Origin of the sequence: Amphiplicatus metriothermophilus, from assembly GCF_900199215.1 — a bacterium.
GTDB classification, from domain to species: domain Bacteria; phylum Pseudomonadota; class Alphaproteobacteria; order Caulobacterales; family Parvularculaceae; genus Amphiplicatus; species Amphiplicatus metriothermophilus.
In genome coordinates this window covers 289790-308444 of record NZ_FZQA01000002.1, presented here as the reverse complement: position 1 = coordinate 308444, position 18655 = coordinate 289790, and the positions used below count along the sequence as shown (strand labels likewise).

At 67.7% G+C, this 18655-nt stretch carries 16 protein-coding genes and 1 tRNA gene; 6 read left to right on the top strand and 11 right to left on the bottom strand.

Annotation, left to right across the window (positions count from 1 at the left end; genetic code table 11):
* The first annotated feature begins 58 nt into the window (after window positions 1-58).
* A tRNA-Ser gene (locus tag CHB64_RS06170) sits at window positions 59-148 on the top strand.
* A 44-nt stretch (window positions 149-192) separates the two neighbouring features.
* Here CHB64_RS06170 and CHB64_RS06165 read toward each other — a convergent pair.
* Window positions 193-1071, bottom strand: a complete 879-nt coding sequence (locus tag CHB64_RS06165; RefSeq protein WP_089411726.1) for a hypothetical protein — start codon at window positions 1069-1071, stop codon at window positions 193-195.
* Window positions 1072-1259: 188 nt separating this feature from the next.
* Between CHB64_RS06165 and CHB64_RS06160 the strand changes: the two genes are divergently transcribed.
* Both CHB64_RS06160 and CHB64_RS06155 read left to right on the top strand, forming a co-directional pair.
* Window positions 1260-3017: a D-alanyl-D-alanine carboxypeptidase family protein gene (locus CHB64_RS06160; RefSeq protein ID WP_159462429.1), complete on the top strand. Its 1758-nt coding sequence runs from the start codon at window positions 1260-1262 to the stop codon at window positions 3015-3017.
* A 44-nt stretch (window positions 3018-3061) separates the two neighbouring features.
* Entirely contained in the window at window positions 3062-4396 is a 1335-nt protein-coding gene (locus CHB64_RS06155; protein ID WP_089411724.1) for a GGDEF domain-containing protein, read from the top strand.
* Window positions 4397-4399: 3 nt separating this feature from the next.
* Here CHB64_RS06155 and mfd read toward each other — a convergent pair whose 3' ends face one another.
* Both mfd and CHB64_RS06145 read right to left on the bottom strand, forming a co-directional pair.
* The gene (gene mfd, locus CHB64_RS06150; RefSeq protein WP_089411723.1) at window positions 4400-7906 is read right to left on the bottom strand and encodes a transcription-repair coupling factor; all 3507 of its coding nucleotides are present in this window, start codon (window positions 7904-7906) and stop codon (window positions 4400-4402) included.
* Between the two features lie 90 nt (window positions 7907-7996).
* Window positions 7997-8293: an FAD assembly factor SdhE gene (locus CHB64_RS06145; protein ID WP_089411722.1), complete on the bottom strand. Its 297-nt coding sequence runs from the start codon at window positions 8291-8293 to the stop codon at window positions 7997-7999.
* A 62-nt stretch (window positions 8294-8355) separates the two neighbouring features.
* Here CHB64_RS06145 and recG point away from each other — a divergent pair, with 62 nt between their 5' ends.
* Window positions 8356-10437 carry an ATP-dependent DNA helicase RecG gene (gene recG, locus CHB64_RS06140; RefSeq protein WP_089411721.1) on the top strand — a complete coding sequence of 694 codons (2082 nt, stop codon included), beginning with the start codon at window positions 8356-8358 and terminating at the stop codon, window positions 10435-10437.
* Between the two features lie 6 nt (window positions 10438-10443).
* Here recG and CHB64_RS06135 read toward each other — a convergent pair whose 3' ends face one another.
* The gene (locus CHB64_RS06135) at window positions 10444-11268 is read right to left on the bottom strand and encodes a DUF502 domain-containing protein (protein ID WP_089411720.1); all 825 of its coding nucleotides are present in this window, start codon (window positions 11266-11268) and stop codon (window positions 10444-10446) included.
* 194 nt (window positions 11269-11462) lie between these two features.
* Here CHB64_RS06135 and CHB64_RS06130 point away from each other — a divergent pair, with 194 nt between their 5' ends.
* Window positions 11463-12644 carry a DUF3089 domain-containing protein gene (locus CHB64_RS06130; RefSeq protein ID WP_089411719.1) on the top strand — a complete coding sequence of 394 codons (1182 nt, stop codon included), beginning with the start codon at window positions 11463-11465 and terminating at the stop codon, window positions 12642-12644.
* 50 nt (window positions 12645-12694) lie between these two features.
* A complete protein-coding gene (gene galU / locus CHB64_RS06125) occupies window positions 12695-13564 on the top strand; it encodes a UTP--glucose-1-phosphate uridylyltransferase GalU (protein ID WP_089411718.1) in 870 nt (289 codons plus the stop codon).
* A gap of 63 nt (window positions 13565-13627) precedes the next feature.
* Here the strand turns inward: galU and CHB64_RS06120 are convergent, their stop codons facing one another.
* The 7 genes from CHB64_RS06120 to CHB64_RS06090 form a co-directional block, all read right to left on the bottom strand.
* Window positions 13628-14542: a class I SAM-dependent methyltransferase gene (locus tag CHB64_RS06120; RefSeq protein ID WP_089411717.1), complete on the bottom strand. Its 915-nt coding sequence runs from the start codon at window positions 14540-14542 to the stop codon at window positions 13628-13630.
* Window positions 14543-14627: 85 nt separating this feature from the next.
* Window positions 14628-16028: an NAD(P)(+) transhydrogenase (Re/Si-specific) subunit beta gene (locus tag CHB64_RS06115; protein ID WP_089411716.1), complete on the bottom strand. Its 1401-nt coding sequence runs from the start codon at window positions 16026-16028 to the stop codon at window positions 14628-14630.
* Between the two features lie 8 nt (window positions 16029-16036).
* Entirely contained in the window at window positions 16037-16513 is a 477-nt protein-coding gene (locus CHB64_RS15735; protein WP_089412013.1) for a proton-translocating transhydrogenase family protein, read from the bottom strand.
* Between the two features lie 22 nt (window positions 16514-16535).
* Window positions 16536-17753: a Re/Si-specific NAD(P)(+) transhydrogenase subunit alpha gene (locus CHB64_RS06105; RefSeq protein WP_089411715.1), complete on the bottom strand. Its 1218-nt coding sequence runs from the start codon at window positions 17751-17753 to the stop codon at window positions 16536-16538.
* Window positions 17754-17777: 24 nt separating this feature from the next.
* On the bottom strand, window positions 17778-18032 hold the full coding sequence (locus CHB64_RS06100; RefSeq protein WP_143265949.1) for a hypothetical protein: 255 nt from the start codon (window positions 18030-18032) through the stop codon (window positions 17778-17780).
* A 59-nt stretch (window positions 18033-18091) separates the two neighbouring features.
* Entirely contained in the window at window positions 18092-18382 is a 291-nt protein-coding gene (locus CHB64_RS06095; protein WP_089411713.1) for a type II toxin-antitoxin system RelE/ParE family toxin, read from the bottom strand.
* On the bottom strand, window positions 18379-18639 hold the full coding sequence (locus CHB64_RS06090; RefSeq protein ID WP_089411712.1) for a type II toxin-antitoxin system prevent-host-death family antitoxin: 261 nt from the start codon (window positions 18637-18639) through the stop codon (window positions 18379-18381). The genes CHB64_RS06095 and CHB64_RS06090 overlap by 4 nt, the downstream gene beginning before the upstream one ends.
* Window positions 18640-18655 lie beyond the last annotated feature (16 nt).

Genomic DNA, 18655 nt, shown 5'->3' with positions numbered 1-18655 from the left:
CCCTGAAGGTTCCGCCTTGAGCTTTCGCGCCGGCGGCCTATTGTCCGCCTCTCGCGCCGGATGGGTGGCCGAGTGGTTGAAGGCAGCGGTCTTGAAAACCGCCAGGCGCGCAAGCGTCTCGTGGGTTCGAATCCCACCCCATCCGCCAGTCGAATTATCCGTCGCCCTGCCCGCGCGCCTTCGCCTTTTCCCTCAGAACCAGTACGACTTGCCGAGCCGCTGGATCGCCAGCGGCGTCGAGGACGGCTGCATCGTAATGGTCCAATCGAGCTGTTCGCCGAGGCGCGCTTGGGCGGACTGCACCTCGATGGCGTAGTTCTCGCACTCAATGCGCACCCACAGCCTGGCCTGCTGGGCGCGCGCCGGAACGCCCGCATGGATGACGAGCGCGTCGCCTTCGCGCTGGACAGTGCCGCCGACGCTCCGGAACAGGTTGTAAGTCTGGCCGGTGTCCTCGTTATGCAGACGGCCGCGAAGAGCTCCGCGCCGTATCATCGCGTTGATGTCGTCGGCCAGCCCGTTCGGAAAGCGGACCACGAGATGGACGTCATATCGCTCGGCCGCGCGTCTGTCCTGGACGAAATAGAGCCGCGCCTCCCCAGGCCGATAGGCGGCCGGCACGATCCCGCCTCTCGCGTCGCCGCTGCGAAACGCCGCTTCGCGCTCGATGCCGACCGGCTCGAGGCCGGGAAGCTCGTCCTCGTGTTGTATCGCCTGCAAGCCGCCGGCGAGGTCGGCGGGCACGGCCGTCATCATCACCGCCAGAAGCCCGAACCCTTGCGCGAACGCGCCCTGGCGCGTGATCGGCTGGAAGTAGAAGATGGAGCCGGCGCCCAGCGCGATAAGGCCGACGACGACCGCCCACAGCGGCACGTCGCCGAAACCGAGAATCCGCGAGGCCGCGACCACCCATTGATTGATCGTGTATAGCGCCGACGCCTCGCCCTTCTGCTGATAGTCCGTGACGATGGCGGCGATGATGCCCGCCGCGCCGGCGAGCGACAGCCCCAACAAATCCGAGACGCCGTATTCCCCCGGAGCCTTGTAGCCCCGCTTCACCCCGTATGGCATGGCCGAACCCTCGCGACAGCTTCCCCTGGGGCGAGCTTAGCGAAAAACCCGCCTCAACGGTAGGCCGCAGAGAAAAGGGGCGCGCGCAGCCGGAAACGGACGCTTTTGCGGCGCGAGGCTCGCCTGCGCGGCCGGTTGATGTTACCGTCCGCGCGGTGGGCAAGTCGTCGAGGGGAAGACGAAGGGCGATGGGGTTGCGTCCGCAGATCATGTTCGCCGGCGCCTTTTCTGTGATGGCGCTGGCTTACGCCGCTTGGTTCAACATCATTGTCCGCGTCGACGTCGAGGCCGCGCAAAGCCGCTTCGAGACGCTTTACGCCTCGCGGGCTCCCGGCAGGGCGGCCGTCTACGGCGAGCGCGTGCTCGCCATGCGGCGCGAGGCCGGCGCCGATGAAGAAAAGCTCGCGCCCCTGAAATTCCGCGTCGCCGAAACGCAGATCGCCGCCCAGGATTACGCCCGGGCCGCAGTGCTGATCGAGGAGGCGTTGGCCTCGGGATGGGCCCGCGCGCTCGATCCGCGCCGTCGCGGCGAAATGGAGGACGCGCTCGCCAGGACCCATATCTTCGCCGGCGATCTCGGCGAGGCGGTGGCGATCTACGCCGACTTTCTCGACCGGGCGGGCGACGAGGCCGCGCGCGGCGACGGCGACGACTCGGACTCGCTTGAAGCCTTCTTCGCCGGACGCATCGCCGCAGCCGCCGATCTGTTCGCCGAGAATCTGAAGCCGACCGGCGGCGGAGAGAAGTTTTCAGGCGCGCGCGAAGCCAGGCTGTCGACGGCCGATCGCCTCGCCGAACTCGGCGCCTTTTACGCCATGCGGGCTGACGGTCTTTACGCCGCCGCCGGGCTTCTGTCGGCCGCCTACGACATTCGCAGCCGAACGCTCGGCGCGGACGATCCGGCCGCCGTGCGAACGGCGCTCATTCTCGGTCCCGTCTATGCGGATATGGGTCGGCTCGACGACGCCGAGAGGCTCTATCTCGACGCTTTCCACGCGCAGGAAAAGATCAAAGGCGCGAACAGCCCGGACCTCAGCCTTTACATAAAGCTGCTTGCGGGCGTGTATGAGCGTCAGGGCCGCGCCACCGAAGCGCAGGCGCTCTATGAGCACATGCGCGCCCTCTTCCGCGACGCTTTCGGCGCGCAGCGCTATGCGGCCAATCGCCTGCGCGACCGGCGCTCGGACATCGACCGGCCTGTGTCCCGGAATTTCACCTTGCCGTCCGACTACGCGCCGGGCGATCTCGTTCCGGCTGCGGACTTTTATGTTCCGCTCAGCAAGAACGCCGCACTCGAAGAGATGATGATCCGGCGCGCCGCGGATGAGGGCGCGGATCCGCGCGAGGCGAACATGCCGGCCCGGCTCGCCCAGGTCATCTCGCTGTGTCGATCGGAATCGGGCGAGCGCATCACCCTGCGATCCGGCTACCGGTCCTATGCGACGCAGCGCGACCTCTTCCGTCGGATCGGCCGGAAAGGCACCGTCACGCCGCCTGGCATGTCGGAGCATCAGCTTGGCCTCGCCGTCGACATCGACGTCGACGGCCGCCTCATGCGCCGCAGCGACGCCGCCTATCAGTGCTTCGAGGAGAACGCTTTCCGCTTCGGATTCATTCTGTCCTATCCTCCGGGTAATGACTATCTGCCCGGCGAGGACAGCTACGAGCCGTGGCACTGGCGTTATGTCGGGATTCCGACCGCCCAGCTTTACCGGGAGGCCGGGCCCATGAACAAGCCGCAGGAGTTTCTCGCCGCCCTGCCCTGCTATCAGGAACGCGCCGCGGCGGGGCTCTTTCCCCTGGCGGGCGAGCCGGATGTCTGCCTCGCCGAGACGGCCGTCGTCGCGGCTTCGGCGAAAGACGATACGACGCCGCAACCCGAAAGCGAAAACCCGAAACCGGCCCGCAAATTGAATAATCACGCGCACGGCGCCGGCAGCAACTAATCGACCGCTTCGCATCCGCCGCGCCGGCTTCGGAACGGGACAGGATGGAACTGCAAAACGCCCACACGCCGCGCGCGCGCATCGTCTGGCTGTCGTCCGACGATGCGCCGGACGAGGCCGCGGCCGCGCTGTTCGACAAGGCCGGCTATCGTCTCGTCGCGCTGGAAGAAGCGCGCGGGGCCGACCTCGCCGTGCTCGATCTCCGTCGCCGCCGGCTGTCAGCGAAAGCCCTGCAGCGAATCGCGGCCGCGATCCGTCGGGCCGCGCCGGAATGCGGGTTCGTCCATCTCGCCCCGGCCTCGCTCTCGGCGAGCGAGCGCTCGCATCTGCGCCGCTCGGGCGAGCTCGTCATCGCCGGCGGCGATCTGCGCGGCGCCGTCGAGATCTGCCGGCAGAGACTGCGCCTGCGCAATCTCGCCGAGGAGACGGGGGAGCGACTGAAGAGCGCGGCGGCGCTGGCGCGGGCGTCCTCCTTTCCGCCGATCGAAACTGCCGGCGCGCCGCCGCGCACGCTGATCGCCGGCGCGCCGGGCGACGCCGCGCTCGCGGCCCTGTCCGCCGCCGAACGCGTCTCGGCCGAAACGGCCGGCGCGATGAATGCAGGACAGGCCATGCGCAGCCTTGAGACAGGCGCGTTCGACTGCGCGGTGCTGATCCCGAAAGGGGCCGGCGATCCGCTGCTCAGTCTCGCCCGCGCGATGCGCCGTCACCGCAAACTCCACGAGATTCCCGTCATCGTGATTCCGCCGCCAGGCGCGCCCGGCGGACCAGTCGAAGTCGCCTGGCGCGGGGCGAATGTCGCAGACGTCGTCTTGCGCGCGCATGTGAGCGAAGACCTTGGCGGACGCATCGTGCTCGCCGCACGCCGCGCGCGGCTCGCCGCCGCCATGCGGCGGTTTTTGAGCGCCTGCGCGGGCGAGGGCGTGCGCGACCGCCTGTCAGGAGCGTTCGCGCCGGCGTTTTTCGCTCAGCACGCGGAGCGGCTGTTCGCCCGGTCCGACCAGACCGGCAGGCCGTTGTCGCTCGTCGCGCTGCGTCTTTTCCCCGCCGCGCCGCATGCAGGCCCGCGCGCGCTCGCCGAAGCGGCGCGGCTCGTCAACCGCGTCACGCGCGCGGAGGATTTCGTCGCGCGCCTCTCGCCCGATACTTTCATCGCCGTCCTCTCCGCGACCGGCGGCGCGGACGCCGCCGTCGCCGCCAAGCGCGTCGAAGGCGTGATCGCTAACACGATGTTCCGGGACGGCGAACGGGAAAAGGTCTTTGCGATCGCCGCCGCCGCGGGCGTCGCCGAGCGCGCGCCCGGCGCCCGGCTCGAAGAAGCGCTCGCCGGCGTTCTCGGCCGGCTCAGCAATGTGCGTCCGCGCGCGGCGAAGTCGTAAGGCTCACGCCGCTTCGCGGGCGATCTCCTGGAGCGTGTCGAGGATCCGCATACAGCCCTTCAGGCGCGCGCGCTCGTCGGGCCATTCCTGACGGAAGACGAGCTTCTGGTCCGGGCGCAGCTTCACGTCGAGCGGCGCGCTCGAAATATAGGAGACGAGGCCGGCCGGGTTCGCAAACGTATCGTTGCGGAACGTGATCACCGCGCCCTTGGGCCCGGCGTCGACTTTCGCCACGCCCGCGCGCAGGCACACGCCCTTGATCGCGACGATCTGGAGAAGCTGCTCGACCTCTTTGGGCAGCGGTCCGAAACGGTCGATGAGCTCCGCCGCGAAGGCCTCGATCTCGGTCTGCTCGGTGAGCGCGCCGAGGCGCCGGTACAGGCCCATGCGCACGTCGAGATCGGCGACGTAATGATCGGGGATGAGCACCGCCGCGCCGATATTGATCTGCGGCGACCATGTCTCCTCCGCCGCGCCGGCGCCCTCGCGCAGCGACGCGACGGCCTCTTCCAGCATATGCTGGTAAAGCTCGACGCCGACCTCTTTGGCGTGGCCCGACTGCTCCTCGCCGAGGAGGTTGCCGGCCCCTCGCAGGTCGAGATCGTGCGAGGCGAGCGTGAAGCCCGCGCCCAGCGTGTCGAGCGACTGCATCACCTTGAGACGCCGCTCTGCGCCCGGCGTCAGCTCGCCGCGCGGCGAGGTGGTGAGATAGGCGTAGGCGCGCAGCTTCGAGCGCCCCACCCGCCCGCGAAGCTGATAAAGCTGCGCCAGACCGAACCGGTCGGCGCGGTGCACGATCAGCGTGTTCGCCGTCGGAATGTCGAGGCCCGACTCGATGATGGTCGTCGAGACCAGCACCTCGAACTTGCCTTCATAGAAGGCGGTCATGATGTCCTCGAGCTCGCCTGACGACATTTGTCCGTGGGCGACCTTGAAGCGCACCTCCGGGACGCTTTCGCGCAGGAACTCCGCGACGCTCTCGAGATCGGCGATGCGCGGCGCGATATAAAAGCTCTGCCCGCCGCGATAGTGCTCGCGCAGAAGCGTCTCGCGCGCGACCACGGGATCGAAAGGCCCCACCGTCGTTCGCACGGCGAGCCGATCCGCCGGCGGCGTAGCGATCAGCGAAAGATCCCGGATGCCGCTCATCGCGAGCTGCAATGTGCGCGGTATGGGCGTCGCGGTGAGCGTAAGCACGTGCGTGTCGGCGCGATACTCTTTCAGCCGCTCCTTGTGCTTGACGCCGAAATGCTGCTCCTCGTCGATGATGAGAAGGCCGAGGTCTCGGAACCTTACGGTCTTTGCGAGCAACGCATGCGTGCCGATCACGATGTCGACCGTTCCGTCCGCAAGGCCGGCGCGCGTCGCGGCCGCGTCGCTCGCGCTGACGAAACGCGAAAGCTGCGCCACCCGCACAGGGAAGCCTTTGAAGCGTTCGGAGAAGTTTTTGTAGTGCTGACGCGCGAGAAGCGTGGTAGGCGCGATGACGGCGACCTGCCGGCCGCTCATTGCGACGACGAAGGCCGCGCGGAGCGCCACCTCGGTCTTGCCGAAACCGACGTCGCCGCAGATGAGCCGGTCCATCGGCCGGCCGCGCGCGAGGTCCTCGATGACGTCGGCGATGGCGTTTTCCTGATCTTCCGTCTCCGTGAAGGGGAAGCGCGCGCAGAATTCGTCATAGGCGCCGTCGGGCGGCGCGATGGCTTCGGCCGATTTCATCTCGCGTTTGGCGGCGATGGCGATGAGCTGCTCGGCGAGCATCTTGATGCGCGCGCGCATTTTCGCCTTGCGGCTCTGCCAGCCGGCGCCGCCGAGCTTGTCGAGCGGCGCGGCCGGATCGTCCGAGCCGAAACGCGACAGAAGCTCGATGTTCTCGACCGGCAGGAACAGCCTGTCTCCGCCGGCGTATTCGATCTGAAGGCAATCGTGCGGCGCGCCCTGAACGTCGAGGGTCTTCAGCCCCGCATAGCGTCCGACGCCGTGATCAACGTGGACGACGAGATCGCCGACGAGAAGGCTCGACGCCTCGGCGAGGAAATTCTCCGCCCGTTTCTTCCGCGTGCGGCGCACGAGCCGGTCGCCGAGAATGTCCTGTTCGGAGATGAAAGCGGCGTCCGGCGTGACGAAGCCGGTCTCCAGGCCCAGCACGATCGTCGAAACGGTCCGCGCGCTCTCTTTTTGCGCGTCCGGCCAGCTTTCATAGCGGGCGAGCGCGCCGAGGCCGTGATCGGCGAGCACGCTGGCCATGCGCTCGGCCGAGCCCTCCGACCAGCAGGCGATGAAGACGCACTTGCCCTCGCGGAGGAGCGTTTCGGCGTGCTCGCGCACAGCGTCGAAGACGTTGACCTTTTCTGCAGCGCGTTCGGCGGCGAAGCTGCGCCCGACCTTCGCGCCGAAATCGAAAGCGCGCCGGCCTTCGGGCGGCGCGAAGGGCGAAAGCCGGCGCAGGTCGCCTTCCGCGAGCCGCGCGCGCCATTCGTCCGCAGAGAGATAAAGCGCTTCCGGCTTGAGCGGACGATAGGCCGGCGCGGCGAACGCGCTGTTTTTCGGCCGGCGCAGGTCGGCGTCTTCGACGCGCGCGGCGTAATGATCGGCGACGGCGGCGAAGCGCTCGTCGGCCGCTTCGGCGGCCAGATGCTCCAGAAAAACGAGCCCGCCCTCGGCGAAGTCGAACAACGTGTCGAGCTTCGGATAGAAAAGCGGCAGCCAGTGCTCCATGCCGGCGTGCTTGCGTCCGGCGCTCGCCGCTTCATAGACGGGATCGTCGCCCGCCGGCCCGAATTCGGCGACATAGCCCGAGCGAAAACGCGAAATCGACTCTTCCGTCAGCAGAACTTCCGTCGCCGGCGCGAGATCGATGGCGCGCAGCTGGCGCGTGGTGCGCTGCGTGGCCGGATCGAAAGCGCGAATGGAGTCGATCTGGTCGCCGAAGAAGTCGAGCCGGATCGGCTCCTCCGCGCCCGGCGGGAACAGATCGATCAGGCCGCCGCGCACGGCGAACTCGCCCGGCTCGCGCACCGTCCCCGCGCGCTCGTAACCGTTGGCGGCGAGATAGGCGGCGATCGGTTCCATGCCGATCGCTTCGCCCTGGCCGATCGAAAGCGCCGCATCCGCCACCACGGCGCGCGGCGGCGTACGCTGGACGGCGGCGTTCACCGAGGTCGCGACGATGAGCGGGCCCCGCCCGCGATGACGCGCCAACAAGGCCAGCGTCGCCATGCGCGCCGAGGCGACCGCGGCCGACGGCGAGACCCGGTCGTAGGGCAGGCAGTCCCATGCCGGAAAGACGAGAGTCGGAATATCGGGCGCGAAGAAACGGAGCGCTTCGGCCATCGCCGCCGCGCGAGCCCCGTCGCGGGCGATATGGACGACGAGCCCGCCGCGCGCGCGCGCCGCCGCCGCGACGGCCATGGCGTCGGCGCCCTCCGGCGCGCCGTAGACGTCGAGCGCGCCCTTTGCGCTCCAGGCTTCCTCGGCGCTGATGCGGGCGGTTCCGGAGATCACGGTCATGAGGCGAACAGGCCCTGCTGAAACGCAAAACGCGCGAACGCCGGTTCGGCGATCGCGGGCGCGCACAGGTAGCCGTCGGCGCGGCGAAGTTCAACCTCGCCCGCTCGGCTGCTGTCGGAGGCTGGCGGAGACGTCGTAGGCGCGCAGCTTCTCGAAAACCGGACCGCGCGCTTGCGCCGGCGCGGGCGCCTCGCCCGTCGCCCAGGCGTAAAGATCGTGATCCGGCAGGGCGAGCAGCGCCTCGAATTCGTCGAGCTCGGCCGCGGTCATGTCCGCCAGATGCGCGGCCGCGAATCCGCCGATGACGAGATCGGCCTCCTTGAAGCCGCGATGCTGGGCTCGATAAAGCAGGCGCTTGCGGCGAGCGTCGTCGGGGGCGATGGACATGACCCGGTCATAGCCGCCCGGCGCGGCTTGGACAACGCCGCAAAACGCCGGATAAACCGGCCATGCGGCCTGAGATCCTCAACCCGCTGTTCGCCGACGTGACCGCCCTGCCCGGCGTCGGCCCGAAGATCGCGCCCCTGATCGCGAAAGCGGCGGGGCCGAGGGTCGCGGACGTTCTCTTCACCCTCCCCGCCGGCCTGATCGATCGCCGCGCGCGCCCGAAGCTTGCGGATGCGCCGTTCGGCCAGCTCGCCACCGTGGAGGTGACGGTCGACCGCCACGATCCGCCGCGCGCGCGCCGCCAGCCCTATCGGGTGATCTGTTCGGACGAGACCGGCTTCCTCACCCTCGTGTTTTTTCACCCCAAGGAAGACTATCTGCGCCGGGCGCTGCCGGAAGGGACGCGGCGCATCGTCAGCGGCAGGATCGAGGAGTACGGCGGCGTCCGGCAAATGACGCATCCGGATCATATCGTCGATCCGGAAAAAGCCGGCGACATGCCGTTGATCGAGCCGGTCTATCCGCTGACGGCGGGACTTTCCAATACGCTGATGCGCAAGGCGGTCCGCGCCGCGCTCGCGCGCGCGCCGGTCGTGCCGGAATGGCAGGACGCGGCCTGGCTCGCGCGGCGGGGCTGGCCGGGCTGGCGCGAGGCGCTGCGCGCCGTTCACGCCCCGGAGACGCCGGACGCGCTGGCGCCGACGCGCCCCGAACGCCAGCGCCTCGCTTATGACGAGCTTCTGGCCAACCAGCTCGCCCTCGCCCTTATTCGCCGCGCGCGGATAAAGTCCGCAGGCCGGCCGGTCCGCGGCGACGGGCGCCTGCGGGCGCTGGCGGCGAAGGCTTTGCCCTTCGCGCTGACCGGCGATCAGCGGCGCGCGCTCGAAGAGATCCTCGCCGACATGGCCGCGCCCGAGCGCATGGTGCGGCTCGTGCAAGGCGACGTCGGCAGCGGCAAGACCGTGGTCGCCCTGCTCGCCATGCTGAACGCCGTCGAGGCCGGCGCGCAGGCGGCCATGATGGCGCCGACGGAGATTCTCGCCCGACAGCATCTGGAGTCCTGCGCGCCGGTTTGCGCGGCGGCGGGCGTCGCCGTCGACATGCTGACGGGGCGCGACAAGGGCGCGGCGCGCGAGGAGAAGCTCGCCCGGCTCGCTTCGGGCGAGATTCAGATCCTCTTCGGCACGCACGCGCTGTTTCAGGAAAGCGTCGCGTTCCGCGATCTGGCCCTGGTCGTCGTCGACGAGCAGCATCGCTTCGGCGTGCACCAGCGCATGGCGCTGGCGCAGAAAGGCCCGCGCCCCGACATGCTGGTGATGACGGCGACGCCGATCCCGCGCACGCTCGCCCTCACCGCCTATGGCGACATGGATGCGAGCCTGATCCGGGAAAAGCCGCCAGGGCGCAAACCCGTTCTCACCCGGACGATTCCGGTCGAGCGGCTGCAAGAAGTCGTCGCCGCCGTCCGCCGCGCAGCCGACGCCGGGGAGCAGATTTACTGGGTCTGTCCCCTCGTCGAGGAATCCGACGCGCTCGACCTCGTCGCCGCCGAAGAGCGCCATGAAGCGCTGAAACCTCACCTCGGCGAGCGGGTCGGCCTCGTGCACGGGCGCATGAGCGCGGCGGAGAAGGACGCCGTCATGGAGGCGTTTTACGAGGGCCGGCTGTCCGTGCTGGTGGCCACGACGGTGATCGAGGTCGGCGTCAACGCGCCCAATGCGACGATCATGGTCGTCGAGCACGCCGAGCGCTTCGGGCTCGCCCAGCTGCATCAGCTGCGCGGTCGCGTGGGGCGCGGCGACCGGCGAGCGGTCTGTCTTCTGCTGTACCAGGGCCCGCTCGGCGAGACGGCGAAGGCGCGGCTTAAAATCCTGCGCGAGACGGACGACGGCTTCCGCATCGCGGAGGAGGATTTGCGTCTGCGCGGAGCCGGCGATCTTCTCGGCGCGGCGCAGTCGGGCTTTCCGCAATTCCGTATCGCCGATCTCGCCGCGCATGGCGAGCTTCTGGCGGCGGCGCGCGACGACGCGCGGCTCGTCGTCGAGAAAGACCCGGACCTGAAGAGCGCGCGCGGCGCTGCATTGCGGGTCCTGCTCTACCTCTTCAGCCGCGACGACGCCGTGCGGCTCCTGCGCGCCGGATGAAGCCTGCTATTTATTGGTTTTGGCGCGGAAGAAGGCGCGGCGCGGTTTTTTTTCGGGCTGAGCCTCTTCGACCATTTCCTGTAGCTTTTTCACCGCCGCGTCGGGATCGGCGAACTCCGGCGTCACAAGTCCGATCGAGAAAATCGCCTTGGCCGCGTCCTCGACCGACATCGACAGCGGCCGGATCGAGGACCGCGGCAGGAACAGCAGGAAGCCCGAGGTGGGGTTCGGGACGGTCGGCACGAAGACGCTGACGAGGCTGTCGGCCGCATCCGACAGCCGGTAGCGGATCTCGCCTTTGGTCTCGCCGACGACGAACGCCATCACCCACAGGCCCGGACGGGGATATTCGATCAGCGCGACCTCCTTGAACGAACGCTCCGACTGCTGCAGGGCGGTCTCGAAGACGTTCTTGAAGAAGCGGTAGAGGTTGCGGATGACGGGGATGGAATCGAGCAGGTTCTCTCCTGTCCTGATGAAGGCGCGCCCGACGAAGTTTTTCGCAAAGGCGCCGAGAAGAATGATCGCGACGATGGCGATCAGCACCCCGAGGCCGGGGATGGCGCGCGTGATCGTCTCCAGCGTTCCGCCGCTGTCGGGGATCGCCCGCTTGACGAACGTGTCGAGCCTCGCCATCGGCCCCGTCACGAACCAGTAGACCAGCGCCACGGTGATGCCGATCGGGGCGATCACCACGATGCCGGCGAGGAAGCTCGACCACACATTGCCCCACAGGCTGCGCTTGGGCGGGCGGATCAGCGGTCCGTCCCCGGCGATGCCGCCGCCTGCGGGTTTTTCGGTGCTCTGGCGGTCCGTTTTGTCGTCGGTCATGGGTCTTCTCTAAGCCGGCATGGCGGCGTGACAGCGCCGGCCGCGGCGTCTATTTCATGGAATATAGCATCCGGCGGCGTCGCTCGGTTAGCAGCTTGCGGCTATTACCGCCATGACAAGGTTAACGGGCGCTTGCGGCGCCAAAACGGCAGGAGAGCGATGACTCTGGCCGCAAATCGCAAAGAGTCGGCGAGATGAGCCGCCGCGCCGCTTTCTGGGTCGCCGGAGGGGCGTTTACGGCGCTCGCCATCGTCGCCGCGATCGTCTTTCAGGACGCGCTGACGCGCTCGCTGCTCAACCCCAGCACGCCGTTTCAGGTCTCATCGCCTCCGCCGGCGCCCGATTACGCCGCGCGGGGCGCATGGCTGGTCTGGCCCGACAGGGAGAGCGGGACCGCCGAAGCCGACATCTTCTATATCCACTCGACCACATATTATTCGTCTGAAAGCTGGAACGCGCCGATAGACGACGCTTCAGCCGACGCGGCGGCCCGGCGCGCCGCAGCGCCCAACGAGGTCGGCCCGTTTTTCGGGCTCGGTCGCATCTACGCGCCCCGCTACCGGCAGGCGACGCTGTTCGCTTTCTTCACCCACAAATATGACGGGGTCGCCGCGCGCCGGCTCGCCTATCGCGACGTCCGCCGGGCCTTCGAAGCGTTCCTCAAGACCAGCGGCGCCGAGCGGCCGATCATTCTCGTCGGATACGGACAGGGCGGTCTGCATGCGCTCGGCCTGCTGCAGGACTATTTCCAGGGCGACGAAGCGCTGCGCCGGCGGCTGGCCGCCGCCTACGTCCTGCGGCAGGCGGTTCCGTTGTCGCTGTTCGATGCGCAGCTTGCACGGACGCCGCCCTGCACGGAGCCGGACCAGGCGCGCTGCGTGGTTTCCTATACAGACTTCGAGAAACCCTTCGATGAGGAGATGCGGCGCACGCGGGACCGGTCGATGGTCTGGACGCCGGAGGGCGATCTGATCGCGACCAAGGGCGAGCCGCTCTTATGCGTCAACCCCATCGCCGGGCGCCGGACGCGCGAGCATGTGGGCCCCGCGCAGCATGTCGGCGCGGCGTCCGCGACCGGCCTGCGCCTGGGGGAAACGCCGCCGCCCGTCGCGCGGGCCATCGGCGCGCAATGCGTCGACGGGGTGCTCGTCGTGGACCGCCCGCGCCAGGACTTCCTGCGCCGAAGCGGCTGGTTCGGCGCCAAATGGCGCGTCCAGCATTTCAACCTGTTCTATTTCGATCTCGCCGAAGACGCGAAGCGCCGGCTCGCGGTCCTGAAAGAGCGCCTCGAAAGGGAAGCCCGCTATCTCGATCCGATCGAACAGGCGGTTGAAATCGAAACCAGCCCCGTGAATAAGGTTCCCTCGCCCGAATAGGCCCCGCCCGAACAGTCCGCGCCGCGCCCGCGCCAGAACCTCGAGCCGCCATGAAACCCGTCCGCAAGGTCGTTATTCCCGTCGCCGGTCTCGGCACCCGCGTTCTGCCTGCGACGAAAACGATCCCCAAAGAGCTTCTCCCGGTCGTCGACCGGCCGCTGATCGACTACGTGGTCGCGGAGGCGCGCGAGGCGGGCCTCGAGACCATCGTGCTCGTCACCGGGCGCGGCAAGGGCGCGATCGAGGATTACTTCGACCACGCCTATGAGCTCGAGGCGACGCTTGCGGCCAAGAGCAAGACCGAGCTGCTTGACGAACTCAGGGCCGGCCTGCCCGCCGCCGGCGAGGTCATCGCTACGCGCCAGCAAGCGCCGCTGGGACTCGGCCATGCGGTCTGGTGCGCGCGCGAGATCGTCGGCGACGAGCCTTTCGCGGTGTCCCTTCCCGACGAGATCGTCCCTTCCCGGCCGGGCTTTCTGAAGCAAATGCTCGACGCCTATGCGCGGACGGGGGGCAACATCGTCGCGGTCGAGGAAGTCGACCGGTCCGAAACGTCGAAATACGGCGTCATCGCGCCGAAGGCGCGTCGCGGCGACCTCATCGAAATGACGGGCATGGTGGAGAAGCCCGCGCCTGAAGCCGCGCCGTCCAACTTCCGCATCATCGGACGGTATATTCTGCAGCCGGAGATTTTCGCGCTGCTCGAACGCCAGGAAAAAGGCGCCGGCGGGGAAATCCAGCTCACCGACGCGATGAACAAGCTGAACGGCCGGCAACCGTTCCATGCCTGCGTCTGCAAGGGCGTCATTCACGACTGCGGGTCGAAACTCGGCTGGCTGCAGGCGAACATCGCCCTCGCCCTGGAGCGGCCCGAGTTCGCCGAGGCTCTGAACGCTTATCTGCGCGCGCGACTGCAATAGGCCGCGCCGGAGCCGGGACGGCCCGCTTATCAAGCGGGCGCGCCCGGTCTGCGCTCATGAGGGTTATTCCGGCTTGCGGAACTTGAGCGTCATGCGGTCGGACTCGCCGATCGCCTCCATCTGCGCGCGCAGTTCGGGGTCTTCCCGGCTCGTTCCGAGGGTCGGCGGCAGGCGCCAGACGATATCGTCCGTCGTCGGCTGATCGTTCGGATTGGCGTTGATCTCGCTTGCGCCGACGAATTCGAAACCGGCTTCCTCGAACCTGGCGATCAGCGCGGATTGCTTGAGATAGCCAGCATCGCCGCTCGCCCATTCGTCGGGGCTGTCTTCCGGCGCGCGGTGCTGGACGACGCCGACGATCCCGCCCGGCTTGAGGACGGCGTAGGCGTCGGCGAGGCCCTGGGTCAGAAATCCGCCCTCGTCCTCGAAGCGCGCCATATTATGCAGCGCGCGGATGAAAAGGACGACATCCGCCTTTCCCTCGAACGCCGCCGGCATCGAGCCGAACTGGAAGGCGGAGATTTTCGCGCCCTCGCCGACGGCCTCGCGCATCTGGGCCGGCCAGTCGACGGGCCAGGTGCGCTGGCCTTCGATGAATTCCTCCGTGGCGAAGCCGCCGAAGAGCGGCCACATCTCCATCGCATAGGACGCGCCGATGAGATGGCCGTCCGCGCCGAGATACGGGATGAGAATCTTCGAATACCAGCCGCCGCCGGGCAGGGCTTCGACCACCGTCATGCCCGGCTCGACGCCGAAGAACTGAAGCGTCTCCCTGGGATGGCGCCATTGATAGCGCGCCTTGACGTCGTCCGGCTGCGCGGCGAGGACGGCGTCGAGCTTTTCCTCGGCCATCATCGCCGGTTCGGAAGGCGCCGTCGTCTCGGTTTCCACGGGCGCGGCGGGCTCTTCTACAGGCGTCTCCTGCGAACACGCGACGAGCGCCGCCGCAGCAACGCCGGCAAGCATGTATTTCAGCATGGCTTTATCCCCTTTTCGCTCTCCCGGAGCGCCGTAACGTCCGCGCGGGTCGTGATGAAGACCCCTTGCGTCAGGCGCGGGCGCGCTACAACGCCTTGACGATCTCCTCGCACATCTTCTTGGCGTCGCCGAACAGCATCATCGTGTTGTCGCGGAAGAAGAGCTCGTTCTGCACCCCGGCGTAGCCGGAGGCCATCGACCGCTTCACAAACAGCACTGTGCCGGCGTTTTCGACGTCGAGCACCGGCATGCCGTAGATGGGCGAAGCCTTGTCGGTCTTCGCCGCAGGGTTCGTTACGTCGTTGGCGCCGATGACGAAGGCGACGTCGGCGGTGCGGAACTCCGCGTTGATGTCTTCGAGCTCGAAGACTTCGTCATAAGGCACGTGCGCTTCGGCGAGCAGAACGTTCATGTGTCCCGGCATCCGGCCGGCCACCGGGTGGATGGCGTATTTGACCTCGACGCCGTGCTCCTTGAGAAGATCGGCCATCTCTTTCAGCGCATGCTGGGCCTGGGCGACAGCCATGCCGTAGCCGGGCACGACGATGACCTTGCGCGCGTTCTTCATGATGAAGGCGGCGTCCTCGGCCGAACCCTGCTTGACGGGCCGCGTCTCTTCCGCGCCGGCGCCGGCGCTCGCGTCTTCGCCGCCGAAGCCGCCGAGAATGACCGAGATGAACGAGCGGTTCATCCCCTTGCACATGATGTACGACAGAATGGCGCCCGACGAGCCCACCAGCGCGCCGGTGACGATGAGCGCCATGTTCTCCAGCGTGAAGCCGATGCCGGCCGCCGCCCAGCCCGAATAGGAGTTGAGCATCGAGATCACGACCGGCATGTCGGCGCCGCCGATCGGAATGATGAGCAGGAAACCGATAATGAAAGAGGCGATCGTCAGCCACAGGAAGGTCGTCCACGACTGTTCGCCGGTCATCATCATGCCGATGAAGATGAGGATGAGAAGCCCGAGGCCGAGATTGATCGCATGGCGCGCCGGCAGGATGATCGGCTTGCCGGACATGTTGCCGTTGAGCTTCAGGAAGGCGATCACCGAGCCGGAAAAGGTGATCGCGCCGATCGCCGCGCCGAGCGACATCTCCAGCGCGGACTGCAGGTGGATATGTCCCGGCTCGCCGACGCCGAAGGCGCGCGGGGCGAGGAACGCGGCCCAGGCGATCAGCACGGCCGCCATGCCGACGAGGCTGTGAAAGGCCGCCACGAGCTGCGGCATCGCCGTCATCGGCACGCGCCGGGCGATATAGGCGCCGGGAACGGCGCCGATGGCGATGGCGAGCGCGACGAGGACCCAGGCGCCGAGGCCCTTGTTCTCCAGCACGAACAGGGTGGTCGCGATGGCGATCGCCATCCCGATCATGCCGAAGCGGTTGCCGGCGCGCGAGGTCTCCGGCGAGGACAGGCCCCTCAGCGCCAGAATGAACAGAATGCTGGCGGCGATATAGAGCAGCGCGGGAAGATTTTCGCCCATTCTTTCCCCTATCGCTCTTTCTTCCTATACATGCCCAGCATCCGCTGGGTGACCAGAAACCCGCCGAAGATGTTCACGCTGGCGAGCGCCACGGCGATGAAGCCCAGGAGCTTCGACGTTCCGCCCGCGGCCGAATCGGCGAGGTCGGCGCCGACGGCGATCAGGGCGCCGACGATCACGACAGAGGAAATCGCGTTGGTCACCGACATCAGCGGCGTGTGAAGCGCGGGCGTCACCGACCAGACGACATAGTAGCCGACGAAGATCGCGAGGATGAAAATCGCCAGCAGATAGACGAACTCGGACGGCCCGCTGAGGGAGGCCGCGAGCGCGGCGAGCTGATCGGCGAACGTGCGCGCCTGCTCGGCGGCGGCGGCCGCAGCTTCCGCGTTCGTGGTCGCGTTGGCGGCGGCCGTCTCGGCCGCCTTGGCCGCTTCCTCCGCGGCGCGGGCGGCCTCTTCAACGGTTTCCTTGGTCGCCTGCATGGGCGGGATCCTCCTGTCGAAACTAGCGGCCGCCTGCGTCGGCTTCTCCTCCGCCGCTTTCGGCCGGCGCTCCAGCGGCGACGTCGCCCTCATCAGACACGGCGCTCTCGGCGCCGCCGAATTGCGGGTGGATCGTCCGGCCGTCGCGGGTGAGCGCAACGCCCTTGACGATCTCGTCCTCCCAGTCGACGGCGAAGCGTTTTTCTTCCTTGTCCCAGAACGCCGCGACGAAATTGTAGACGTTGCGCGCGTAAAGGCTCGACGCGTCGGCCGGCAGGCGTCCGGGCACGTTGGTGAAACCGAGAATGATGACGCCGCCGACGTCGACCGCCTCGCCCGGTTGGGAAAGCTCGACATTGCCGCCGGCCTCCACCGCCAGATCGACGATCACCGAGCCCGGCGCCATGGAGCGGACCATCGCCTCGGTTACGAGCTTCGGCGCGGGCCGGCCGGGGATCAGCGCCGTCGTGATGACGACATTCTGCTTCCTGATGTGTTCGGCCACGAGCTCGGCCTGCCGGCGCTTGAAGTCTTCCGACATCTCTCTGGCGTAACCCGCCTCGGTTTCAGCGCTTTTCATCGCCTCTTCATCGACGGTGATAAAAGTCGCCCCGAGGCTCTCCACCTGCTCCTTGGCGGCGTAGCGCACGTCGGTGGCCGAGACGACCGCGCCGAGACGGCGCGCCGTGGCGATCGCCTGCAGGCCGGCGACGCCTGCGCCCATGACGAAGACCTTGGCGGGGGCGATCATGCCGGCGGCGGTCATCATCAGCGGAAAGGCCCGCCCGTAATAGGCCGCCGCGTCGATCACCGCCTTGTAGCCGGCGAGATTCGACTGGGAGGACAGCACGTCCATGGACTGCGCCCGGGTTATCCGCGGCATGAGATCCATGGCGAAGGCTTCGACGCCGGCCGCCGCGCAGGCCTTGACGATCTCCGGCGCGCCGTGCGGGGCCATGATCGCGACGAGCCTGGCCCCCCGCTCCAGCATGGCGATCTCGTCTTCGGTCGGGCGCTGGACCTTCAGGACGAGATCGGCGCCCTTCGCGGCCTCGGCGGCGGAACCGGCGATCTCGGCGCCTGCCTCCTGATACTGCTCATCCGAAAAGCTCGCCCGTTCGCCGGCGCCGCGCTCCACCGCGACGGCCGCGCCGAGAGCGAGGAACTTCCTGACCGTTTCCGGCGACGCGGCGACGCGAGTCTCCCCCGGTCGCGTTTCCTTCAGAACGGCGATTTTCATCTGTCCTCCCGGGGACGGCGGCGCTTAGTGGGAGAAGAAGAGGCGGACGATCCAGAAGACGGCAAGATAGGTCAGCACGCCGGCGAAAAGCGACAGCCAGAAGCCGTTGGCGAGCACGAGATTGGTGAAGAATACGGTCAGCGCCATGGCGAACGGCGCGCCGATTTCGCCGGTCGCCTTCATGATGGATTTGTAGGTTCGCAGATGCTCCTCGGCGTCCTGGTGGCGCTCGATGATGTTTTCCTCCATGTCGCCCGCCCTGTCCTGTTGCTGATCCATGAGGATTTACTGGCTGAATTCAGCCGCTTGAGCAAGTCCCGGCTACGTCTCGCCGATGCTCATATATGTCGCGACGGATCCCGGCGTCCGTGCAGGATTCGAACGACTGCAATGCCGCCGCGGATCTGTTTGTAATAGATTACGTGGCTGCCGGAGGGAAAGGAAAGAACCCCCTCCGCCAGGTCCGGACGCGCCCTGCCCATCGACGGCGTCTTCGCGAGCGCCTGTAGGCGCGTTTCCAGCGCGTCGAGATAGGTTTTCGCCTGCCGCGCTCCCCACCCCTCCAGCGTGTAGGAAAGAACGGAGTCGAGATCGGCCCGAGCCTGCGCCGAAAATACATAGCGGCTCACGACCTGAGGCGCGCGCGAGCGGCCTTCATGACCGCCTCGCCCTCGAGCGTCCGACCCGCCTCTATGTCGGCGAGGCCGCGTTCGATGTCGATCTTCAACAAGGCGAGCTTCGCGCTTAGCAGCTCGTCATATTCTTCCTTCGAGACCACCACGGCGACCGGCTTGCCGTGTTTTTCGACGGTCACGGGCTCGCGAAGCGCGGCGTTGAGCAGCTCGCCAAAGCGATTCTTGGCGTCGACGGCGGCGACTCTGGACATGCTCGGCTTGGCCCAT

Bases quoted from the DNA above. Each gene is read 5' to 3' on its own strand.
- CHB64_RS06165 (WP_089411726.1), bottom strand. From the start codon at position 1,071: ATGCCATACGGGGTGAAGCGGGGCTACAAGGCTCCGGGGGAATACGGC.
- CHB64_RS06160 (WP_159462429.1), top strand. From the start codon at position 1,260: ATGGGGTTGCGTCCGCAGATCATGTTCGCCGGCGCCTTTTCTGTGATG.
- CHB64_RS06155 (WP_089411724.1), top strand. From the start codon at position 3,062: ATGGAACTGCAAAACGCCCACACGCCGCGCGCGCGCATCGTCTGGCTG.
- mfd (WP_089411723.1), bottom strand. From the start codon at position 7,906: ATGACCGTGATCTCCGGAACCGCCCGCATCAGCGCCGAGGAAGCCTGG.
- CHB64_RS06145 (WP_089411722.1), bottom strand. From the start codon at position 8,293: ATGTCCATCGCCCCCGACGACGCTCGCCGCAAGCGCCTGCTTTATCGA.
- recG (WP_089411721.1), top strand. From the start codon at position 8,356: ATGCGGCCTGAGATCCTCAACCCGCTGTTCGCCGACGTGACCGCCCTG.
- CHB64_RS06135 (WP_089411720.1), bottom strand. From the start codon at position 11,268: ATGACCGACGACAAAACGGACCGCCAGAGCACCGAAAAACCCGCAGGC.
- CHB64_RS06130 (WP_089411719.1), top strand. From the start codon at position 11,463: ATGAGCCGCCGCGCCGCTTTCTGGGTCGCCGGAGGGGCGTTTACGGCG.
- galU (WP_089411718.1), top strand. From the start codon at position 12,695: ATGAAACCCGTCCGCAAGGTCGTTATTCCCGTCGCCGGTCTCGGCACC.
- CHB64_RS06120 (WP_089411717.1), bottom strand. From the start codon at position 14,542: ATGCTGAAATACATGCTTGCCGGCGTTGCTGCGGCGGCGCTCGTCGCG.
- CHB64_RS06115 (WP_089411716.1), bottom strand. From the start codon at position 16,028: ATGGGCGAAAATCTTCCCGCGCTGCTCTATATCGCCGCCAGCATTCTG.
- CHB64_RS15735 (WP_089412013.1), bottom strand. From the start codon at position 16,513: ATGCAGGCGACCAAGGAAACCGTTGAAGAGGCCGCCCGCGCCGCGGAG.
- CHB64_RS06105 (WP_089411715.1), bottom strand. From the start codon at position 17,753: ATGAAAATCGCCGTTCTGAAGGAAACGCGACCGGGGGAGACTCGCGTC.
- CHB64_RS06100 (WP_143265949.1), bottom strand. From the start codon at position 18,032: ATGGATCAGCAACAGGACAGGGCGGGCGACATGGAGGAAAACATCATC.
- CHB64_RS06090 (WP_089411712.1), bottom strand. From the start codon at position 18,639: ATGTCCAGAGTCGCCGCCGTCGACGCCAAGAATCGCTTTGGCGAGCTG.